Below are 19,208 nucleotides of genomic sequence, written 5' to 3'. Positions count from 1 at the left end.
TGCACTCAGCCGCGAAGTTTCTCGCTGCGGATACCGGACTATCGGCTAACGACGGGACGCTTCAGACCTATCTTCGCAATGCTGGGCCAAACGATCCGCTTCGTATGGAACTTCGCACTCGGACCGCAATGTGGGACAATGCCGTTGGTCCGGCTTGGGCCGAGGGCAGCCCTGTCAATACAGCGGCCCGCCGTAAGGTCATCGTCCGGCTTCTGAAGCTTGATGAGCAGACAGCCGCGCTCTTCGATGAGCTCTTCCCTGTCGCGGGCATCGACCTTCCGACCGTAATCGCGCCCGAGTGGAGCCGTTGGTATACAGATGAGATCCGCAATAAGCATGCCTATTACTGGAAGCACTACGCCGACTACCTTGTGGCAAAGGGTTGGACGTCTGAAGCATTGTCATCACTCGATATCGCCACCGACCGAGTTGTCGAGCGTCTTGCCGATCCAACGCAGCGGGAAGTCTACCAGGCCAAAGGGCTCGTGGTTGGCTACGTGCAGAGTGGCAAGACCGCAAATTTCACGGGCGTACTAGCTAAGGCGATTGATGTCGGTTACCGGCTGATTATTGTGCTCACGGGAACAACTGATCTTCTACGTGCGCAAACTCAGCGACGGCTCGACATGGAACTGGTCGGAGTTGAGAATATCCTCGGTGGCATCGACCCGGATGACGCCGAAGCGCTCGATGGAGTTGACTATCAGGGAGAGGCCGATTGGATTTCGGGTAAGTTCGTCCAGCACGGCTCCCGCCCACGGGAGGCGGGACGGCCCAACATCCATCGGCTGACGACACAGCGGGGCGACTATAGAAGCCTCCAGCAGGGAATCACTGCGCTCGACTTTCCGCGGAAGGACGAGACTAAGCCGGTCTACGATCCGGTTAATCTATTCAGTGTCGACGCTAGAGTGGCTGTCGTCAAGAAGAATGGTTCAGTGCTCACGAAACTGGTCCGCGACCTAAAGAAAAGCGCTGCGAGGATGGAAGATGTGCCCGTCCTTATCGTAGACGACGAGTCCGACCAGGCTTCAGTAAACACGAGTAACCCAAAGAAATGGAAAGCCGACAGGAAAGAACGCACCGCGATTAACCGATTGATCGCGCAGTTGCTGGGGATGCTCCCGCGCGCTCAATATGTGGGGTATACGGCGACGCCTTTTGCCAATGTCTTCGTAGACCCAAGTGATGCTGAGGATATATTCCCTAAGGATTTCCTTATCTCACTCCCTCGCGCAATGGATTACATGGGCGTGAAGAATTTTCACGACATCGATTTGGATGTGCCTGAAGAGGACCGGACTGTCGCCAACTCCAATCAAATGGCCCATGTGCACCTGCTCAAGCCAGACGATCAGGAGGACGATTCAAAGCTGCTAGAGGCTATGGACACCTTTGTTCTCACAGGAGCCATGAAGCTCTACCGCGAAGCCCATGGTGCGGTACCCTATCGCCACCACACCATGCTCATCCACCACGCGATGAAGACATCAATCCACGCGGAACAGGCTGAACGCGTACGCACGATGTGGCAGAGTGCTGGATACTTCTCAGGAACTGCCAGCGAGCGTCTTCGCCGACTCTTCGAGGTCAATATCCTTCCGGTTTCACGAGCACGCGCGGAAGGCCTTCCAGTTCCTGCAGACTACGCGACACTGGCACCCCATGTTGCTCAGTCTATCGCTCGTATTGGGCAGACTGGTAATCCTGTTCTCGTAGTGAACTCCGACAAGATCGAAGGCGAGAACATCGATTTTGAACAGCAGTCAGTGTGGCGCATATTGCTCGGCGGGAACAAACTTGCCCGTGGCTTCACGGTGGAAGGGCTGACTGTTTCCTACTACCGTCGAATGACTAAGCAAGCGGATACGCTTATGCAAATGGGGCGATGGTTCGGTTACAGGGCCGGCTATCGTGACCTAGTTCGCCTCTACATAACCCCGGAGCTTTACGAAGGCTTCGAGGCGATTTGCCGGGACGAAGAGTACTTTCGTGATGAATTGCGGCAGTATGCAGCATTTGTAAACGGAAAGCCTCAGGTGACACCCGCGCAAGTTCCACCTCTTGTCGCCTCCCATCTGGAAAAGATGAAGCCTACTGCGGCCAACAAGCGCTATAACGCTGTCCTTGCCGAGCGGCGAACTCCGAACAAGGAGCCGACGGGCTACCCCAGCATCAATGATAGGACGAGTCTGGCGGCCAATACGGACGCGTTTATTCCTCTTCTTACGTCGGCCACGGCCGAGTCGTTGAAGGACTTTAGGCATGCGGGCCGGTCGTTCAACGCGTGGACGTGCAATCTTACCCATGATGAGGTGCTAGACGCGTTGGGCCGTCTCGTGTGGGACAACGAGGAGTGCTTCAGAGCGGATCTCGCTTGGCTGCGATCCCTCGACACTCAGCAGCTTGAGGGGTGGCTTGTAGTGGTCCCGCAGCTTAAGAACCTCGCCAGAGTCGCAACCATCGCGGACCTTGGCCCCTTCAGCCTGCATACCCGTGGCATAGCAAACGATCATCTCGAGGTTAAAACTACAGTGGAAGATCGCGAAGCGGTTGAGCACATCGTTAGGCAGCCTGGATCGAAGCTGGGAGGGCTGTTGCTTTATCCAATGGTGCCTCGAGACGCGGCCCTTCCAGAAACGGGGGCGCCAATTGATCCGGGGAAGGTTGTGATGGCGTTCCGCCTCATGCTGCCTCCATCGGCGGTTCCAGCAGATGGCAAGCTCGTTACCTTTGTGACGCGAGACGGAAGCCGGCCAGCTCAAGCCATCGTTGACGCGAGCTAGCTATTGCCATCACAGTATGCAAGGGCTCCGGTGGATTGGGCTATCGACCTGAGTGTCTCCCCTGAAACTGTGGAGACTCGGTTATGCGGCGACGGTCTCTTGGAGCCTGCTCCTGGCCGCTACTGTATTCGGGCGGTCATGATTTATGTCGGCGTAGACGACCAGCGGTAGTCCGTCAGCGGTGCTATGCCGGAGGCGGTCATTGGAGAAGTCGGCGATCCAGGTGACGATCTTTAAGCGTGCTTCGGCTCAGGTGTGGAATCGGTGCCGGTGGACGTATACGACCCTGAGGGTGGCGTTGAATCCATCGGCGTCCTCGAGCGCGTGGCCGACCCGGCCCATCCGGCGCGACCGCAGTGAACAGCCGCCGCACCATTTCGGTGGCTGCTGGCCGTTTGCCCTGCCGAGTGAGCGACCGGCTTTTCCTCGACGCTCTGCCGACTAAACCAAGTTTGATCATGCGCCTGGCGACGGTGTTCTTGATACCCGAAATCTCTATTCGTTCAGGTCACAGGTGATGCATGGGCTGTCGTAGGTGCCGGCCGAGGCGGCAAACTTCGCCTCGATCTCCGCGTCCAGATCCACGCGGCGTCGCTGACGAGCTGTCGGTGCCCAGCCGGACCACTTGTGCTACTCCGACTGAGACCAGTCCGCAGATGAACTGGGTTAAGTGTCTCTCCTCCTGGTCACGGCCTCGGCGATCCGCTCGGCCGCTTCATGCGGTGACTCGTGCTCCCAGACGCGGATGACGAGCCAACCGGCATCGGTGAGGACGCGATCAGTGTCTCGGTCCCGGGCTTGATTGCTGGCGAACTTGTCGTTCCAATACTGATCGTTCCGGCGGGAGGCTCTGTAGTGGTCGGGGCATCCGTGCCAGAAGCAACCATCGGAAAACACCGCAACTTTGGTAACAGTGAAGACCATGTCAGCGCGCCGCCTGAACCCTTTGATCGGCTCGGCATCAACGCGGTAGCGGAGGCCGAGGCCGTGGACGGCCTTGCGTAGGGCGACTTCTGGTTTGGTGTCTTTCCTGCGATTCCCTCGCATTGAAGCACGTACCGCTTGTGAACTCGCCCAGGATTTGTCCCCCAGCGCATCGTGGGGAAGGACGAGCCCCTGGGACATGGCGATCTTCCAAGCTGCGGCGAGGTTCAGTGCCCTGGTGGGCTCGTCGACCTCGCCCAAGTACTCGAACTCGGTCCTGCCTGCGTTCGACCATCGAAGGTGAGCGCGAATGCGGCGTGCGCGGAGCTTCAACTCGATCGACGCCTGGGCGAATCGGCCGTTCCCGAGATCGACCCTGCGTCGGTTTGATCCACCTGCAGCGCGGTCTTGTTCTGCGGTACGCGCGGATCTAGGAAGGTTCGGTTTGGGGCGCCAAGCGCTATCGGGAGGGAGGGCCTTCTTCCAGCACCCCGCGTCTTGGAGTTCGGTCGGGCTCACGTGGGTTTCTCCGCTTCGTCGAGGACGACCGCGACGGCTTCGGCGAAGGACTGTCCGAGTAGTACGGGAACGGCGTTGCCGAGTTGCCGCATCTTCTCTCCGCGAGATCCAACCATGGCCCACTTATCGGGGAAGGTCATCACCCGAGCGGCCTCACGTACGGACATGTAACGATGGGAACCGTCGTCGAGCGCGACTACCGATTCTCCGCCCGGCACGCCGTGAACGCCGGCCTTCACCGTCTTCGCGGGACGGTCCAACTCGTTGGGGGTGTGGCCTTTGTAGATCCGCGCATCGGGCCAGCCGACGTGATCGATGAAGCCGCCGAGTCCTCTTTCCTTGCGGTCCAGATGATCGACAGGGATAGGGGGAAGCTTTCTCTGCCCGCCGATCCCTTCGATGGCGTCCCTGAGCGTTCGCCAGGCGGGTGCTCGGTCGCCAGTATCCCCTAGTGATGTTTGTTGCGGAATCCTCGCCATGACCATCTCCCGGACGTGTCGGGGGACTTCCGGATGCCTATCCCAGTATGTTCCGTCGGTCATGGACTCATATAGACTCGATTCGGAGAATCGCGGCCTCACCAGTTCTTGGAATCTCGCCATGTCCACACCCAAGTCCCGTCGGAAGGCGATGACGATGACGCGATTTCTGATCTGAGGGACTCCGTAGTCAGCCGCGTTCACCGCGAAATGCGCGACGTCGTATCGCTTATGCGCTGGTTCGCTGTCATCGTCGATCAGTTCGCGTAGTCTCGCGTCGTGCTCGTGCCAGGCGCTGCCTTCACGGCGCTGCTTGAATGGCAGCGTGAACTCTCTCTTAATGTACTCGAAGTACGGAGCGAACGACGGGCGGAGGAGTCCTCGCACGTTCTCGCAAATGACGGCCTTGGGCCGCATTTCCCTGACGGCGCGGAACATGTGCGGGAAGCCGTTGCGCTCATCCTCGTCCCCGCGGCCGTTCCCCCCCAGGCTGAATGGCTGACAGGGTGGTCCACCCGCCAGCACGTCGACCAGGCCGGCGAGGTGTTCGAATTCGACCTTGGCGACGTCGCCACGCAGAAGTGGCGGATCTTCCCCGAGATCGGGGATCGGGGGACGGTCTTCCCCGACTTTATAGGCTCGCGCGCCGTTGGCGATGAGCGTTTCGCACGCGTGCGTGCCGAGCTCGTTCAGGAGCAAGGGCCGAAAACCGGCTCGCCCGACTGCCATCACCAGCCCTCCTCCGCCCGCGAACAGCTCAACGCTCGTTCTGCCTTGATTGGCGAAGGTGCCCAGCTCTGACATCGGGAAAGTGTACCGCGGAGTTGATGATCGAGACTACTTCCTCCTTAAGAAAATCGTAAGAAGGTTCGAATTGTTGTGGTACGGACTCCAATCACATGTCGGGCGTCCGGGAGCCGCATTTGTCCGGTTCGCAGACATGGTGGATGGTCATGGTGTCGTGTTCGAGCCGGAGGATGGCCGCGAGTTCGCAGCCGAGGGCCATGCCCTGCTCGGCCGCTTCGAGACGTATGCTCGACATCTGCGCCGCCGCGGTGCCCCTTCGGAACGCGATCTGACGGCCGCTGCCCTCGACTGTGAAGATCCTCTCCATCGGCGCTTGTCGTAGTCCCAATCGCCACGTGATCCATGGACTGATGACCACGCCACTTCCTCGTGCGATGTCTTTGTCCACCTTGAGACGGAAAGCGAGCAGGTCCGATTCCTCGTTGTGGACCGCGTTGCCCGGTTGTCGTGGCTCCTTCTCGTCAACGCTGATCGCGCCCTGTTCGATGAGACCGATCCGCCCGTCATGGGTAGATCCGATACGGGCGCTGATCAGGCACTGGTGGATACGGGAGTCGCTCACGGGGTAGCGGCGGCGCAGTTCGGCTGTTAGGTCACGGCGCGAGAGCGGCCCTAACTCCGTCAAGATCTCGATCATCGCTTCCAAAGCGTCGGAGTAGTCGTACTCGCCGTCGCGAGGCCACTCAGTGAGCGCCCACGTGCCCTCCGGGCGGACCTGACGAAATCGGTTGTCTCGCCGAAGTGCTTCGGTCGTCGCTTGAGCCGTCTGCCCGATCGCTTCGGAGATCGCTTCCGCACGCCTAGGTTCACCCTGGTCGACTAGCCAGAGGTAGGCGGCGTCTCGTTTCTTGGCACTCCTGCGAACCCACAGGCCCGAATCGTCCAGTATCAATGAGCTCTTGGCGGCGGACATGATCGAGTCGATGTCGAGGGAATCGGGGATCCCGATGGTCGCTGCGTGTTCCCGCAACTCGTCCTTCCTGTACGGGGCTTCATTGGCCAATTCCCGTAGGAGCGCGTCCAGAGCGTTGGCTTCGAGCGCCCAGTGGTCGCTAAGTTCCTTCGTCCACGCCCTGGGGTGACAGATGCCCTCAGCGATCAAGAGAGAGGCTCGAGCGACGCCGCTAGCGTCGCGGAGGGTCAGCGACAGCTGCTCATCAGATATGACGCCTCGTGTCTCCAGGAATGCGCGGATCTTCGTAGACCATTCCGGGTCGGCCCGACACGCCGCCTCGACCAGCCAGCGCCTGGCCGCCGAGACGATCTGCTGGGCCCTTTGGTGCGTGACTTCATATGCCCGACCGATGCAGCGGTACGTACGGTTCTCCGTGCGCATGATGAGCATGTTTCGTGAGCGTGGGTCGAGCGCTTGCCACGCCTTGACCAGCCAGTCGTCTCCCTCTACCTCCTCGCCTGCCTCATCCATCAGAGCGCGTCCACGTGCACGATCTCCAGCTGACAGCGGGCGCCGATCTTGAGGTTCGTTGCCTGTTCGTCAGCGGGGATGGGCTTCTCGAAAGAGCTCACCACGCACAGCACCCATGGTGTGGCATCGCCGAACGCCTCGGCCTTGATCGCGGCCCAGACGAGGTGCTTGAGCTGCTCGGATGGCGCCCACGCAAAATGGCGCTCCTCCTCTCCGTGGCGGACACGTACGCGGAGAGGTTTGATCGCTCGCTTGCTGGTCATGACCTCCCAGTCTGGTCCCAAAGCCCGTTCCACCAGGTCCTCAGCTCCCGAGAGCGGGTTCGCCACGTACTTGGCGTATCCGCCGACTCCGTACCGAGCGCGAGCGTACTCCTTCATGGGACTTTCCTTGATCCAGACGCGGGCTTTCGCATCACCCAAGAAGTCTCGGAGCCGGCCACCAACCTCCGGGTCGTCCATCCACCGGCTGTAGATGGCGCTGCGCTGATCACCGGTCAGGTATGGCCAGCCGACCTCTTCGGCGTCGGCGAACATCTTTTTGACGATCTTGTCCTTGAGCTCGGGGCTCAGGGTGAGGGGAGAGGGCATGGCGTGGCTCCTGTTCATTCGGGGAATTGAAGGCGCACTTCGTCGGCGGCGCTTTCGAGGCTGGCCGCGTCCTGAATCCAGTGGTCGAGCAGTGTTCCGGCGGTTTCGTCGCTGAACTCGATCCGAGAGCCGTGGGGTAGGTGCACGCGAAGGTCTTCGTGTCCACAGGCTTCCAGGGCGCGACGCAGGTCCAAGGTCGCTGCGACACGGCGGATGTCCGTGACGAAATCCAAGACCTTCAGCGCTTTTTTGCCTGGGCTGAGCCGCAGGCCACGGCCGAGTTGCTGGACGAAGATGCGTCGGCTGTGTGTCACCCTGAGGAAGGCGATCAGGTTCACGTCTGGAACATCGACGCCCTCGTTGAACACGTCAACGCACGTGATGATCGGGACCCGCCCGAGCCGGAACTCGTTGAGGAGGATCTGGCGACGCTGACGGCCCAGGCCACTGTGCAGGTACGACGCTCGTCGCCAGGCGTTGTCGGACGTCGCCAGCATGGTGGCCATCCGCTCGGCGTGCTCGATCGTCTGGCAGAATAGGACCGCCCGTGGATCCGCAGTCGCCCGCCACGCCTCGCGCAACTGCTCGATGATCTCCTCATCCCGCTGAGGTAGGAACAGGCTCTTGTTCAGCTCCTTGATCGAGTATCCATGTCTACTGTTCTTGCGGATGGTTTCCCAGTCGAGGTTGTCCACGAACAAGCGGTAATCGACCGCTGACAGGTAGCCAGCGGCCATCCCTTCCGCGATGCCCATCGTGTAACTTGGCCGGCCGAACCTCGCGGTGATGTCGAACTTGTCGCCTCTCCAAGGTGTCGCGGTGACACCGAACTGCCCAGACTCGACGCACAGATCGAGCAGTTCGGCGAAACGTCCGTTCTCGCCCACATGATGGGTCTCATCGATCATCACGAGCTCGGGCGGCCACCCCGCGCGGACCGCGCCGAGGACCGATTCCACGGTGCCGACCAGCACGCCGTCGAGCGACGTCGGTTTCGTGTCGCCCGTCAGCAGACGCGTAGGAGTTCTCTTGTCGAGGTGGCGCCACAGCGCTCGCTCCAATTGCTCGACCAATTCCTTCATGTGCGCGGTGACCAGTACGCGCGCGCCAGGTCTGGCTTCTAGGAAGCGGCGGATCACTTCCCCGCCCACAACCGTCTTGCCGAGCCCGGTAGCCAGCACGAGCAACCCGCGCCCTGTGTGTGACAGATCCCCCCACACGGCGTTAGCGGCCGAGAGCTGATAATCACGAAGGGTGTGTTCCGTCGGGACCCGATCCGGCATCCGTTCCCAGATCGCGGCCAGAGTCGGACCGTCCCAGACGGCGATCTTGATGCCGACTGATTCGAGCGCGCGGCGACGCTCCTCCGCCGAGCGGTTCAGTCCGAGATTCGTCACGAGCACCGCGCGATCGGCCGCGTAGCGGGTGCGTGCCCTTTCGATCTCGTCGATTCCTGAGCGGTCGATCGCTCTCCGGCTCGACCACTTGCACTGGAATACCCACTGCTCGCGCTCTCGTACGGCCAGGATGTCCGCGCCTTGGTCATTCGCGCCGTCCACTACGCGGACGTCCACGAATCCCAGATGCCAAAGCGCCCTCTCGACCGCGTGAGGAAGCCCGAAGGGACCGCCATCGAGGAGCGCCCCCGCCGACAGGAAACCGCCGCTCATGACTCGCTAGCGATCTCGTCGGAGAGCAATTTGATGCTCAGGCGGGTCCGGAGAAGCTGCTGCGGGCTGAGAGCGGAACCGTCGAAGCTGACCAAGGTGGCGATGTCCGTCAAATATCCGACCACCCTCGCGAGGCTTATTCGGCGCGCCGACATTGATGACACCGACGTATAGGGGCCGACGAACACGTTGCCGTCCATGAACACCTCCGGCCACGACTCCAGCAATCTCACCGTGAACAACGGGGGGACATACATCAGGAACTCACTGGTTTCGCCAAGCCTCCCCGTAAGAGTGACCTGACCGTTCGCGATCATCGCGTTCTCCGTCGCGGTGAGTTCATCTGGGGACAGGTACTGGTAGGCGCGAGCTGGGTCGATATCGACTCTGCTGGCCATCCGCACCCGGAGGTCGGTCAGCAACTCCCTCGCCTCTCCGGCGACGACGTCGGCTTTTAGCGCGTGATCAGGGAGGCATCTCTCCCGAAGATCGGCGATCAACTGGGCGTGGGTCAGCCCGGTCTCCGCCTTCACCTTCAGAACTGTGGCCAGTTCGACGAGTAGCAGGTCGACTGGGTCGACCCCAAGTTTGGAGAACACCTCATGGTTCCCGTCGACAAATGCGGTCGCTCTGCCGCCCCCGCTCTGGACGACAAGGACCGGAGTAACGAAGCCCTGGTCGTCAACGAGCTGGGCACTCTCCAGAAGTCTGGTCTCGACTTGGAGGAAACCGACCTTGGGGGACCCGAAGTCGCGAGACAACTCGGGCATGGCTCGGGAGTTCGTCCGGTATCGGGCCAGGCGATCTTGTGTGGTCTCTTTCCTGATCGCTGGAGCTTTCGTGGTGGAGGAATCGTTCGCGTCGTCATCAGGTTGGGAGGGGGTAGGTCGCGAGCCGTTGACGTCGATGCCGAGCGCGTCGAGTACAGCGGCCTCGTCGGGCCGGACAGGGGAATTGTTCTGCGCGATGTCGAGCTTGGCCTTCTTCCCCTGGGAGTCGTGGGCGACAACGGCGTCCCACCAGAGTTGGTCCGTCTGATACTCGATGTCGCCGCGGTGGAACAGGTCCGCCCAGCGCCGAGTGGTGTCATGGATCGGACGGGTGCCATCGCCGGGGACCAGATAACGGATCCCCGCGTCGTTTCGCCGGTAGCCCTTGAACAGCTTGGCCAGCGGGCTCGGGTTCTCCAGGTACGCCAGGCGCTTGGCCTTCTCGGGCTGCAGGGGGCCGGGACCTCTGAGGTAGTCGATGGCGGCCCGCCAACTGCGGTCCCCATACTCGAACGCGTTCTTCTGATACGTGACCGGGACATGGTCGAGGTGGATTTCACCGATGATCCGGCCGCCTTGGTGCGCCATCTCTACCGGGTACTCGATGTCGACCAACCCCTGAGGATCATTGGGGTTGGACCACTCGAACAACCGCTTATCCCACTGAAGGATCTTTCGGCCGTTCCGCAGGAAGTCGATGCCGTACTCGCGCTTGTGAAGATGCCGCTGAATCCCCAGCCATCCGTGGATACGGCGCTCGCGCAGCGTCAGCCGTTCACCTTCACACTGTTCGCACTTCCCCTTGTTGGGGAGTTGCCAGTTTCCGCAGTCGGCGCAGGCGTCGGCAGGCTCGAATCGCTCGTCGATCTCGATGTACGCCGGGATTCTCTCGGAGGAAGCCCCGCTCCCGAAGATCACGTACCGATCGTCGCCCCAGCGGCAGTGCCGCTTGGGCTTGACCCGCTGTCCGCCAACCCAAAGCTCATAGCCCTTTTCATCCAGAATGTACGAGTATGCGCGACCGAGTGTGGACCGTAGATTGGCTGCGTTTCTAGTTAGCCAGTCCGCGCGATCTGGATGAAGCCGGGATATTTCGATCTTCGTTCCGTGCTCGTTCGGGTCGGCCTTCGGCTCGCTGATGTCCTCGGCCTCGAAGTCGTCCCCGATCTTGTCGAGGTCGATCTCGACGCCGATCCAATGTGTGTCGCCCGCGCGGGTCGTGAGAACACGGGTGCGCCGGCCCAAGCGCGCGGTGCTGACGTTGAAGCCCATGCCGAACAGGCCAAGCTTGTCGAAACGATCGTTGTTCGACCAGCCAGCTCGGACCGCGAGCTCCAGTTCCTCGTAGCCCATCCCGCGCCCGGTGTCCTGGATGACGACCGTCGCCTCGTTGGACCTCGCTCCATGTGACGGCAAGCTCACGCTCACCTTGAAGCCGCCTGCCCACGGAACGCCGGACTTCACGATCTCCGCGAAGTCGTCGAAGGCGTTGTCCACGAGCTCGGCGATGCACTGCCACTCATCGAACTCGATCTCGCCTAGCATTTTCAAAATGCGAGACGATGGAGTGATTTTCAATGTTCCTCCCTACCCTAATTGGACGCCGGAAGCGCCGAAGTTGTGAGAGTCCGTATCCGTCGGTTTAGGAGCGCGGTGCCGACCTTGAAGCCCATGCCGAACAGGCCAAGCTTGTCGAACCGGTCCCTATTCGACCGGCGAGCTCGAAGAACGGCCAGCAACTCCCGGTAGCTCATCCCACGCTCGGTCTTCTGTGTGACGATCGCGAAGGGGCCCAGCTTGTCGAAGCGATCGTTGTTCGACCAGTCAGCTCTAACGGCCAGCTCCTCGTAGCTCATTCCGCGCCCGGCGTCCTGGATGATGACACTCGCCTCGTGGGACTTCGCGTCATGTGACGGCAAGCTCACGCTCACTTTGAAGCCGCCTGCCCGCGGAATTCCGGACTTCACGATTTCCGCGAAGCCGTCGAAGGCGTTGTCCACGAGCTCGGCGTCACACTGCCAGTCATCGAACTCGCTTAGCGTCTTCAAATCGCGAGATGATGGAGCGATCTTCAATTTTCCTCCGTGCTTGTTTCAGTATTTCGGGCACGCCGAATAGGGCGAGGGGGCGTCTCGTCGCAGTGCGACGACATGCTCCAACGCACGTATTGATCAGTTAATAGCTCAGGCTAAGTCAGGAACGGGCTTTGATGGCCCCAAACTTGCATACCCATGCGATGTGTGTTAGGCGCGAGACTCGCGGATGCTTCAGGTGCTCGGTGCCGCGGTAGACAAGGCCATCTTTTGGATCATCCGAAGTTCGCGCGCCGGAGCTCGGCGTTCTCCCTGCGCAGCCGCTGCGGCTCGGCTGATTCATTGGTGGTGCGACCGGGCCGGCTGTCTTCGTAGATCTGGGCCTGGCGGATTCAGGTGCGCAGCGTCTCCCGCGGCGCCGATGCCGAGCTTGGTGGCCACCGCGTAGATCGTGGCTCACTCAGTCGTGTAGTTCGGCCGCACCTCGGCGATCATCCGAACCGCTCGCCTACGCAGCTCGGCGGGGTAGAGGGACTTACCTGGCAGGGACTCGACCCCCTCAAGAGGTCAAGTCTTCACCGAAGCCGGGGCGTTTCAACTTGTTTGATCAGGCCAGATCTGGAAAAGCCTTCGCGATGATGCTAAGAAATTCCGCTGCACCTTTGCGATCAAGCTGGATGGTTTGACTCACTTTCTTTTCGGACTGTCGTCCGTCCGAGCCATATGTGCTTAGTTGCAGCAGCGGCCCCTCCTCGGTGAGGATCACCTGGTACCCACACTCCACCTCCGTAGGATGTGGGCTTGCGGCCTTGGTTGCCTGAAAGAACTCCTTGATCTTAGCCATGACGTCATTCTGGAGGAGCATCGGCGATCAAGGAAGTGGTTGGCCTGGCCAACCAGAGCCTGACCGTCTCGCTGAATCGCCTCGACTTTGATTGTCGGGTTTCGCTGTTGGTGGTGTAGAGCATGACGTGCTTGGATCGCTGTGACATGCCTACGATGCACCAACCTGGCCTCCGAAGCGGCTAGGCAGGGGCATCACCGACAGGATTTCCGCCTCGACCGTCCGCCGGATCCTGGCGCTGACGTGCTCATTCCGTGTAAGTCTCACACTCTTGCGAGTGCAACAGGACGTTGTACGAGCTGTGCGCCGTTGTTGACATGACCAAGGGTTCGTACGCCGGACAGATCGCGCCGAGCGCACCATCCATCCACGCAACCGCGTGGATGTTAACCGCGGCGGTGAGAAGTCTCTACGAACGGATCCTGCGTGGCGAGGTGTGATGAGACTGCGCGGACGGTGTTCCAATGCCCGTTCCGGGCGAGATCAACGACGCTCTCGACCTGTAGGCCAAAGGTTTCAGCAGCAGTCTGAGATGTTCGAGTTGGAGGACTGCTAATCGAAGAAGTCGAACTCTCCCGCCCGAACCCCGGCCAGGAACGCCTGCCACTCCGCCTTGGTGTAGATGATCGCGTCGCCTTGAAGCTTGCTGTGCCGGACCGCCACCCGGCCCGTTTCGTCATTCAGGGGGCCGGCCTCGACGCAGTTGCCGCCGCCGTCGGCGCTGAAGCTGCTGATGTGCCAGGAGATCTCGGGGGTGGTCATGATCGGGCGGCTCCGTCCCTAGGTGTCGGAGATGCTGTCCGCAACTGCCGCGATCAGTTCCATCGAGTCCTTGGCATTGAGCGAATCGCGGCGAATGCGGTCATATTTCAGCTTAAGCCTGTCAGCTGCCTGACCTTCCACGTAGATGGAACCCGCCGGCGTGGGGACGTAGGCGACGGCAGGGTAGGGCTCGGGGAGTTCGAAGATGCGAAAGGCGCCGTCTGGGCTGGCATGTGCTCCTGCGGAGACTGGGAGGACCCGGACCTCGACGTTGGGGCAGGAGGCGTGACTAGCGAGGTGGGACAGTTGACTGCGCATGACCTTGGGGCCGCCGACCATGCGGCGTAGTGCGTACTCCTCCAGAATCGTGGAGAAGACGGGGCCATCGTCGGTCAGGATCTTCTGCCTGGTCAGGCGAAACTCGACCCAGCGCTCGAGCTGCTCGCTCGAGGCGTCCGGGTCCTCGGCGCGGATGACGGCTTCCATGTAGTTTCGTGTCTGGAGCAGGCCGGGGACTACGAAGGCGTCGAAGGAGCTGATCTTCTCGGCGCGGTTCTCCAACCAGGCATAGTCCACGATGCCGTGCGACACGTCGCCGGAGTAGGCGTCCCACCAGCCGTTCTGCCACACTTCGCGGCTCAGGCGGGTGAGGGTTTCGCGCTCGTTCAGGATCGTGACGCCGTACAGGTCGAGCAGGGCGATGACGTCAGGGGTGCGGGCCGGATAGAGCCCCGCCTCGAATCGACTCACTGTGGAAGCGTCGCGCTGGAGGTAATCGCCGGCCTCCTTCAGCGTGAGGCCCGCGCTTTCGCGCAGCTCCCGTAGGTGCTTGCCGAGCCATTGGGCTCGGAGCGTCACGCCACGCTTCCCGCTCATGGTCACCACCTTGTCGGCTGTTGGCAGGTTCCGCTGCGTATTGCAGTTGAGAGATCTTCATCGATTCGCTGTGCAAGCTTGCATGGTGCATGTAAGCATCAGTATAGCTGCGGAGCGTGACGGAGTAAGTCGCTTGCGTGATGGAGTCTGACGCCGTCGGCGGAAGGAAAGGTGGGGGCGATGAACAGCATGGCGTGGCGCTGTGATTTCCCTGGTGAACGAGTTCAGTTGCGTACCGTACGTCGGTTCGCTGCCGCGCTGCTGATGGACTGTCCCGCACGCGATGATGCGATCTCGTGCGTCGTCGAGTTGGCCAGCAATGCGATCTTGCACACGAAGTCGGCGGGCGGTGTGTTCACGGTCGGCATCTGGTCGTCCAGGACCACCGCCCGGATCGCAGTGAAGGACGCTGGCGGGTCGAGCAAGCCCATCCTGCGTGCATGTCGTGGGGGAGACATGTCAGAAGGCGGGCGAGGGCTCGGCATAGTGGCCGCGCTCTGCACCCGGCTGAGTGTCATGGGCGACGAAACCGGACGCGTCGTCTGGGCTGACCTCGCCTGCGACGGTGGCGCCGGTGACCTGGTGCCGCGGGACGAGATGCCGCTGCCGGAGCTGGCATGTGATTGCTTCTGGGGCTCGCAGGCCTGGCCGTCCCCAGCGGTGACGTCCGCTGTCTTCTCGGGAACGTGAGAGGCGTATTGTGATCGACCACACTTGGCATGGTCTGCACGCTGCGCCACTTCAAGCCGGTTATGAGCCAATCGACTGGCAGTCCCCGTCGCCTCGGGCCCACCGCGTGCGGGTGCGCAGCCATTCATGCGAGTGCGCGTCCGTGGTCTTTGAGCTGTGCCAGGCCGGTGGGCTCATGTTCATCCGCAGGACCGTCCGATCGCCAGATGCGGATGAGACGCATGAGACAGCGTGGCTCACGACTGCCCGTACGGTGCGGCTTTGGAAGCTCCTCCTCCAGGGGTTTGCCGGATAACCTTTCACGACTAAATTAAGAGCCCTGACCTGGACGGAGTTCCCTCCAAGACCCTCTGCGCCTCGCCGTGCCATCGCTGCTTGACTGAACATGAGGGGCAGCCAGAGAGCGGCGATTCACGTCGCTCTGGGGGTACAGTGATGTATTTCGCCGTAGCGTTTGCGAGTGATTCGGAGCAGCTCGGTCAAATCCCTGACCGGGTCACGTCCTTTCGCTACCTCAGAAAGATCAACGCTAATCCAAGGCCGTTTTCCGTCGCATCGGAACAGCATCATCGTGTAGTAGGGCTTAGTGCGTGGTACGTCGCCTGTGTATGCGATCAGCCCAACTCCGAGATCTGCCGGTAGCGCCGATAGCTGCTTCCTGCCAAAATTCTTGCGTGCGATTTCCAGGACCTCATCACCCATTCCAGCGGACCATAGCAGGGAAAGCCGGTTGTACTCGTTCCGGAGCGAGCATTGCCCGTGGCTGGAGGGAACGCCCTCCTTGCTCTCCGTCAGTGGGACGGTGATACCGGTGATCGCACGCACCGCCTGTTGGGGCATGAAGTCACACCAATAGGGTTGTGAGTCCACGATGGGGGCGCTGCTGGCGGTAATGGCCGGCGGCTTGTCGACGTTGTCCCTAGTGCAGCCGGAGGCCAGTGCAAGCACGAGAAGTGCGCTTGATATCGCCTTACGTGTTGACATATCAGTAGTTTCGATCAAGGCCAAGGTTTCCGTGAACATCCACGCCGGCACTGTTGTCCATTGCTTCCCGCACGCTTTGCATCGTAGCCTCATCGGTCGAATATCTTCGTGCCCATTCGATGAACTTGTCGAAGGTCTCGGGGTTCGACGTGATTTCGTCTAGCGGCTTGAGACGCGGTGGGTTGTCGTCGGTGGCGAACGCGCTCCCTTTGAGACTCTCCACCGCCTTCGGGTCCCACTTGCCCTGCGCGATCCTGGCACCGAGGATCATCTGGCGAACCATCCACATGGTCATCTCGCGGTCGTCGTTCGCCTGCTGCAACGCCGAGTTCCTGGTCAGGCCCTCCTTTATCAGCCGCTCGGCTAGGAAGGCCGAGACATTTTCGAACACGATCGGTGTGAGCTTCTCGTGGGCTTTGTCCCCCCAGCCCCCGAGCCGCCCGGCAAGCTTGCCCGCAGGCCCGGTCAGCTCGCCCAGCACATCATTGATCAGGCCCTTCAGCTCTGCCCTGGCCTGTTCATCGCTCTTGGCCTGAGCCATGAGGACCAGCCTCCGAGGTTCGAGCAGGTGTCCCATGAAGCGAGCCTCAGGGAGAAGCAATTGCTGCATGTTTTCCCCGTTGCCCAGCTTGTAGGACTCCTGGATCGCCTTGAACATGCGCTGGGCTTCCGCACCCACCAGAGCCTTCACCGCGCCCTCGTTGCGGCCCACGAAGGTCAGCACCCGATCCATCTCGAGCTGGTTGATGTTCTTCAGGTCATGGGCACTTTTCTCGAAGACTCCGAAGATCTCGTCGATGTGCGCGGCCATGATTGTCCCCATCGGTCCATCCAGGAAGGACAACCGGTCCAGCTTCTTCTGGTCGGCGATTATCAGCTTTCCGTCGTCCCCTTCTGAGAAGACACCGTCGAGTTCGTTCTTGAGAATGACGAGCGCGTCGTTGGTGAACTTGAGCGATTCCTTGTCCTTGCCGCTCAACGCCGTCTGCAGAAGGCCGGCGAAAGGAGCGTAGTTCTTCGTGTGGTTGAAGCCGTCCAGCCGATCCGTGAGCAGGTACTCCATAATGCTCTTGTTCCAGCCCTGCGGGGTGTGGAAGAGCAGGGCCTGCGCTGCCTCCGGCGTATGTCTCGCCGCCTGGGACAGATCGTCGATGACGCTGGCCTTTATCGGCTTCCCCGGTTCCCCCATGTACGGCCCACCGGGCTGCATCGAATCGCTGAGCCCGAGCACGGTAGCCAGGTCCATGGCGTTGGCGTAGGGCGGGCCGGAATCCGACAGCTCCTTTTGATGGACGATCGCGTCCCGGCCCACCACCTCCATGAATCGCTTGGAGAACGGCGGCTTGCCGTCGCTCGCCCGCCAGATCAGTGCCTGCGCCTGATACCCGACGTAAGCCACCTCGTTGGCCCTGTGCTGCGCCCGCCCTTCCTTCACCAACTGGGAGAGGAACGCCTCGCCCATGAAGGCCGGGTCTTTGGGATCGGTGCCCTTGGCCAGGGCCATGGCGAGCAGCTTCATGCCCTCCTTGACCTGCTGCGACACCTGGTCGCCCTTGGCGGTCCGCATCATTACGTTGGCCCGCATCTGAAGGGCCAGCGATGCCGGAAGCTCGGTGATGCCCTTGGCCCCCAGTTTGGCCAGGAAGGCCTTGACGAATTCCGGGTCAGAGGCCTTGCCTGCGAATCCTCGCAGTTGCGCCATGGCATTGGCGTCCCCGCGCCCTGCGGCCACTGCGGCGTTCGCGGCCAGCGTTCCGTTCAGCAATCCCTCGGCGGCTGTCAGCGAGTCGGGGACGGGAACCATGGTCCCGGCCGGCGTGTGCGTGCCGAAAGTGACCTTCAGCCGTTCCATCTCCCTGATCAGGTTTTGCCGCCGCCGCAGGTCCTCGACCTCCGCCCCCACCTCCCTGGCCATGTCGCGGATGCGCAGCGCCGGTCCGGTGTCCAGCCCCGCGGCCGTGAGTTCGCCGTGCAGTGCTGCGGCCAGTCCCTCGAGTTGCTGGGCCGCCGTGCTGTGTCTGGAGACCAGACTGTCGAACTCGGGTTGCTTGATCCCGGTGAAGCTCACCTCGTACCTGCCAGTTTGTCGCTGGCGTCGGCGACGGCCCGGGCGAGCATCGCGCGTAGCTCGCGCTCGCGGCCGTGTACGGTCTGGCCGAAGCGGCCGCCGGTCGGTCCCACCCACGCTCCGGCATCCATCAGCTCGCAGGAAGGATGAAGGGCCCACCAGTGGTCGTCGGACAGCTTCTGGATGCGTTGCGCCGCCGCTCGCATCGCCTCGCGATCAAGATCAGGCATGCCGATCTCTCCTCGTACGACTCCCAAGCCCCCTAGAGACGATAGCTCTCTCCGGGCCGATTGCCCTGGTATCAAACAAACTCGGAATTTTTCCTGATAATTCGAGCCAAATAGCTCACCGGTGCGTACACCTTTGAAGCGACGCGCGGGCTCCGACGGACGTCTCCTCTTTCTCGATTGCGGGTAGTTAGTACGCTTTGTTCTGCGCTTTGGCACGTCCATGACGGATACCCGCAGTTGACTCTTGACTAAACGTCACAGCGAGCCGGTTCCGTGCGCTCAGCAGAGCAGGAGGTGAAGCCGTGACGTAGCGGTGGATCTTGTTGTTCGTAAGCTCGTACGTCGCTTGCCGGTGGAAGTCCGGTCCGGGTAGCTGCCAGGAGGCCAGGTAGCAGGCTGGCTGTTTCGTCTGGAAACGGGCGGGGTCGAAGCCCAGAGTCAAAGGCCCTGTAACAGGGGGAGCGGTGGTGCGGTCCGTATCCGGTTCGTGCCTTGCAGCATGCGCTTTACCGAGCGGCCAAGGCGGTTCCTTCTGGGGCCTGGCCGTCCCAGCGCGCCCTGGTGGCGTGCTGGTGAGTCCGGCAGATCGTGCAGTCGACGTTCACCGTCCACCCGATGCGACCGCGCGCGTCGGCCCGCGCCTGGAGCTTGGCGAGCAGCCCTGCCCACACTCCCAGGCGCTGCCAGCGGCGGAACAGCCTGTGGGCGAGAAGTGTAGGAGCGTCCGCCAGTAGGCATCGGATGCGTGGG

General features: G+C 61.5%; 15 protein-coding genes and 1 pseudogene. 2 read left to right on the top strand and 14 right to left on the bottom strand.

What is annotated here, in order from left to right; genetic code table 11:
- Window positions 1-128: 128 nt before the first annotated feature.
- Window positions 129-2,786, top strand: coding sequence for a Z1 domain-containing protein (locus tag AB0B91_RS40915; RefSeq protein ID WP_358332011.1), 2,658 nt, complete (start codon window positions 129-131; stop codon window positions 2,784-2,786).
- Window positions 2,787-3,452: 666 nt separating this feature from the next.
- Here the strand turns inward: AB0B91_RS40915 and AB0B91_RS40910 are convergent.
- The 11 genes and pseudogenes from AB0B91_RS40910 to AB0B91_RS40860 form a co-directional block, all read right to left on the bottom strand.
- Window positions 3,453-3,971 (bottom strand): very short patch repair endonuclease, encoded by a 519-nt coding sequence (locus AB0B91_RS40910; RefSeq protein ID WP_358332009.1) that lies wholly within the window; start codon window positions 3,969-3,971, stop codon window positions 3,453-3,455.
- 254 nt (window positions 3,972-4,225) lie between these two features.
- The gene (locus AB0B91_RS40905) at window positions 4,226-5,512 is read right to left on the bottom strand and encodes a DNA cytosine methyltransferase (protein WP_358332006.1); all 1,287 of its coding nucleotides are present in this window, start codon (window positions 5,510-5,512) and stop codon (window positions 4,226-4,228) included.
- 91 nt (window positions 5,513-5,603) lie between these two features.
- Window positions 5,604-6,941, bottom strand: a complete 1,338-nt coding sequence (locus AB0B91_RS40900; protein ID WP_358332004.1) for a hypothetical protein — start codon at window positions 6,939-6,941, stop codon at window positions 5,604-5,606.
- Window positions 6,941-7,531 (bottom strand): hypothetical protein, encoded by a 591-nt coding sequence (locus AB0B91_RS40895; RefSeq protein ID WP_358332002.1) that lies wholly within the window; start codon window positions 7,529-7,531, stop codon window positions 6,941-6,943. Before AB0B91_RS40895 ends, AB0B91_RS40900 begins: the two co-directional genes overlap by 1 nt.
- 14 nt (window positions 7,532-7,545) lie before the next feature.
- On the bottom strand, window positions 7,546-9,201 hold the full coding sequence (locus tag AB0B91_RS40890; RefSeq protein ID WP_358332000.1) for a DEAD/DEAH box helicase family protein: 1,656 nt from the start codon (window positions 9,199-9,201) through the stop codon (window positions 7,546-7,548).
- Window positions 9,198-11,516 (bottom strand): ATP-binding protein, encoded by a 2,319-nt coding sequence (locus AB0B91_RS40885; RefSeq protein ID WP_358331997.1) that lies wholly within the window; start codon window positions 11,514-11,516, stop codon window positions 9,198-9,200. Before AB0B91_RS40885 ends, AB0B91_RS40890 begins: the two co-directional genes overlap by 4 nt.
- 47 nt (window positions 11,517-11,563) lie before the next feature.
- Window positions 11,564-12,046, bottom strand: a complete 483-nt coding sequence (locus AB0B91_RS40880) for a hypothetical protein (RefSeq protein WP_358331994.1) — start codon at window positions 12,044-12,046, stop codon at window positions 11,564-11,566.
- Between the two features lie 242 nt (window positions 12,047-12,288).
- Window positions 12,289-12,499: pseudogene (locus AB0B91_RS40875) on the bottom strand (IS3 family transposase); the annotation flags it as partial.
- 112 nt (window positions 12,500-12,611) lie between these two features.
- Entirely contained in the window at window positions 12,612-12,848 is a 237-nt protein-coding gene (locus tag AB0B91_RS40870) for a hypothetical protein (protein WP_358331991.1), read from the bottom strand.
- Window positions 12,849-13,400: 552 nt separating this feature from the next.
- Window positions 13,401-13,610, bottom strand: coding sequence for a DUF397 domain-containing protein (locus AB0B91_RS40865; RefSeq protein WP_358331988.1), 210 nt, complete (start codon window positions 13,608-13,610; stop codon window positions 13,401-13,403).
- An 18-nt stretch (window positions 13,611-13,628) separates the two neighbouring features.
- A complete protein-coding gene (locus AB0B91_RS40860; RefSeq protein WP_358331985.1) occupies window positions 13,629-14,486 on the bottom strand; it encodes a helix-turn-helix transcriptional regulator in 858 nt (285 codons plus the stop codon).
- 180 nt (window positions 14,487-14,666) lie between these two features.
- Here AB0B91_RS40860 and AB0B91_RS40855 point away from each other — a divergent pair, with 180 nt between their 5' ends.
- On the top strand, window positions 14,667-15,176 hold the full coding sequence (locus AB0B91_RS40855; protein ID WP_358331982.1) for an ATP-binding protein: 510 nt from the start codon (window positions 14,667-14,669) through the stop codon (window positions 15,174-15,176).
- A 411-nt stretch (window positions 15,177-15,587) separates the two neighbouring features.
- Here AB0B91_RS40855 and AB0B91_RS40850 read toward each other — a convergent pair whose 3' ends face one another.
- The 3 genes from AB0B91_RS40850 to AB0B91_RS40840 are packed head-to-tail and all read right to left on the bottom strand — an operon-like array spanning window position 15,588 to window position 18,458.
- Window positions 15,588-16,160 (bottom strand): hypothetical protein, encoded by a 573-nt coding sequence (locus AB0B91_RS40850; protein WP_358331980.1) that lies wholly within the window; start codon window positions 16,158-16,160, stop codon window positions 15,588-15,590.
- 1 nt (window position 16,161) lies between these two features.
- Entirely contained in the window at window positions 16,162-18,228 is a 2,067-nt protein-coding gene (locus AB0B91_RS40845) for a hypothetical protein (RefSeq protein ID WP_358331978.1), read from the bottom strand.
- Window positions 18,225-18,458, bottom strand: a complete 234-nt coding sequence (locus tag AB0B91_RS40840; protein ID WP_358331975.1) for a hypothetical protein — start codon at window positions 18,456-18,458, stop codon at window positions 18,225-18,227. Before AB0B91_RS40840 ends, AB0B91_RS40845 begins: the two co-directional genes overlap by 4 nt.
- Window positions 18,459-19,208 lie beyond the last annotated feature (750 nt).

It is taken from the genome of Nonomuraea sp. NPDC049141 (assembly GCF_040648415.1).
In the GTDB taxonomy this organism is placed as follows: Bacteria; Actinomycetota; Actinomycetes; order Streptosporangiales; family Streptosporangiaceae; genus Nonomuraea.
This window is presented reverse-complemented; position numbering and strand designations above follow the sequence as displayed.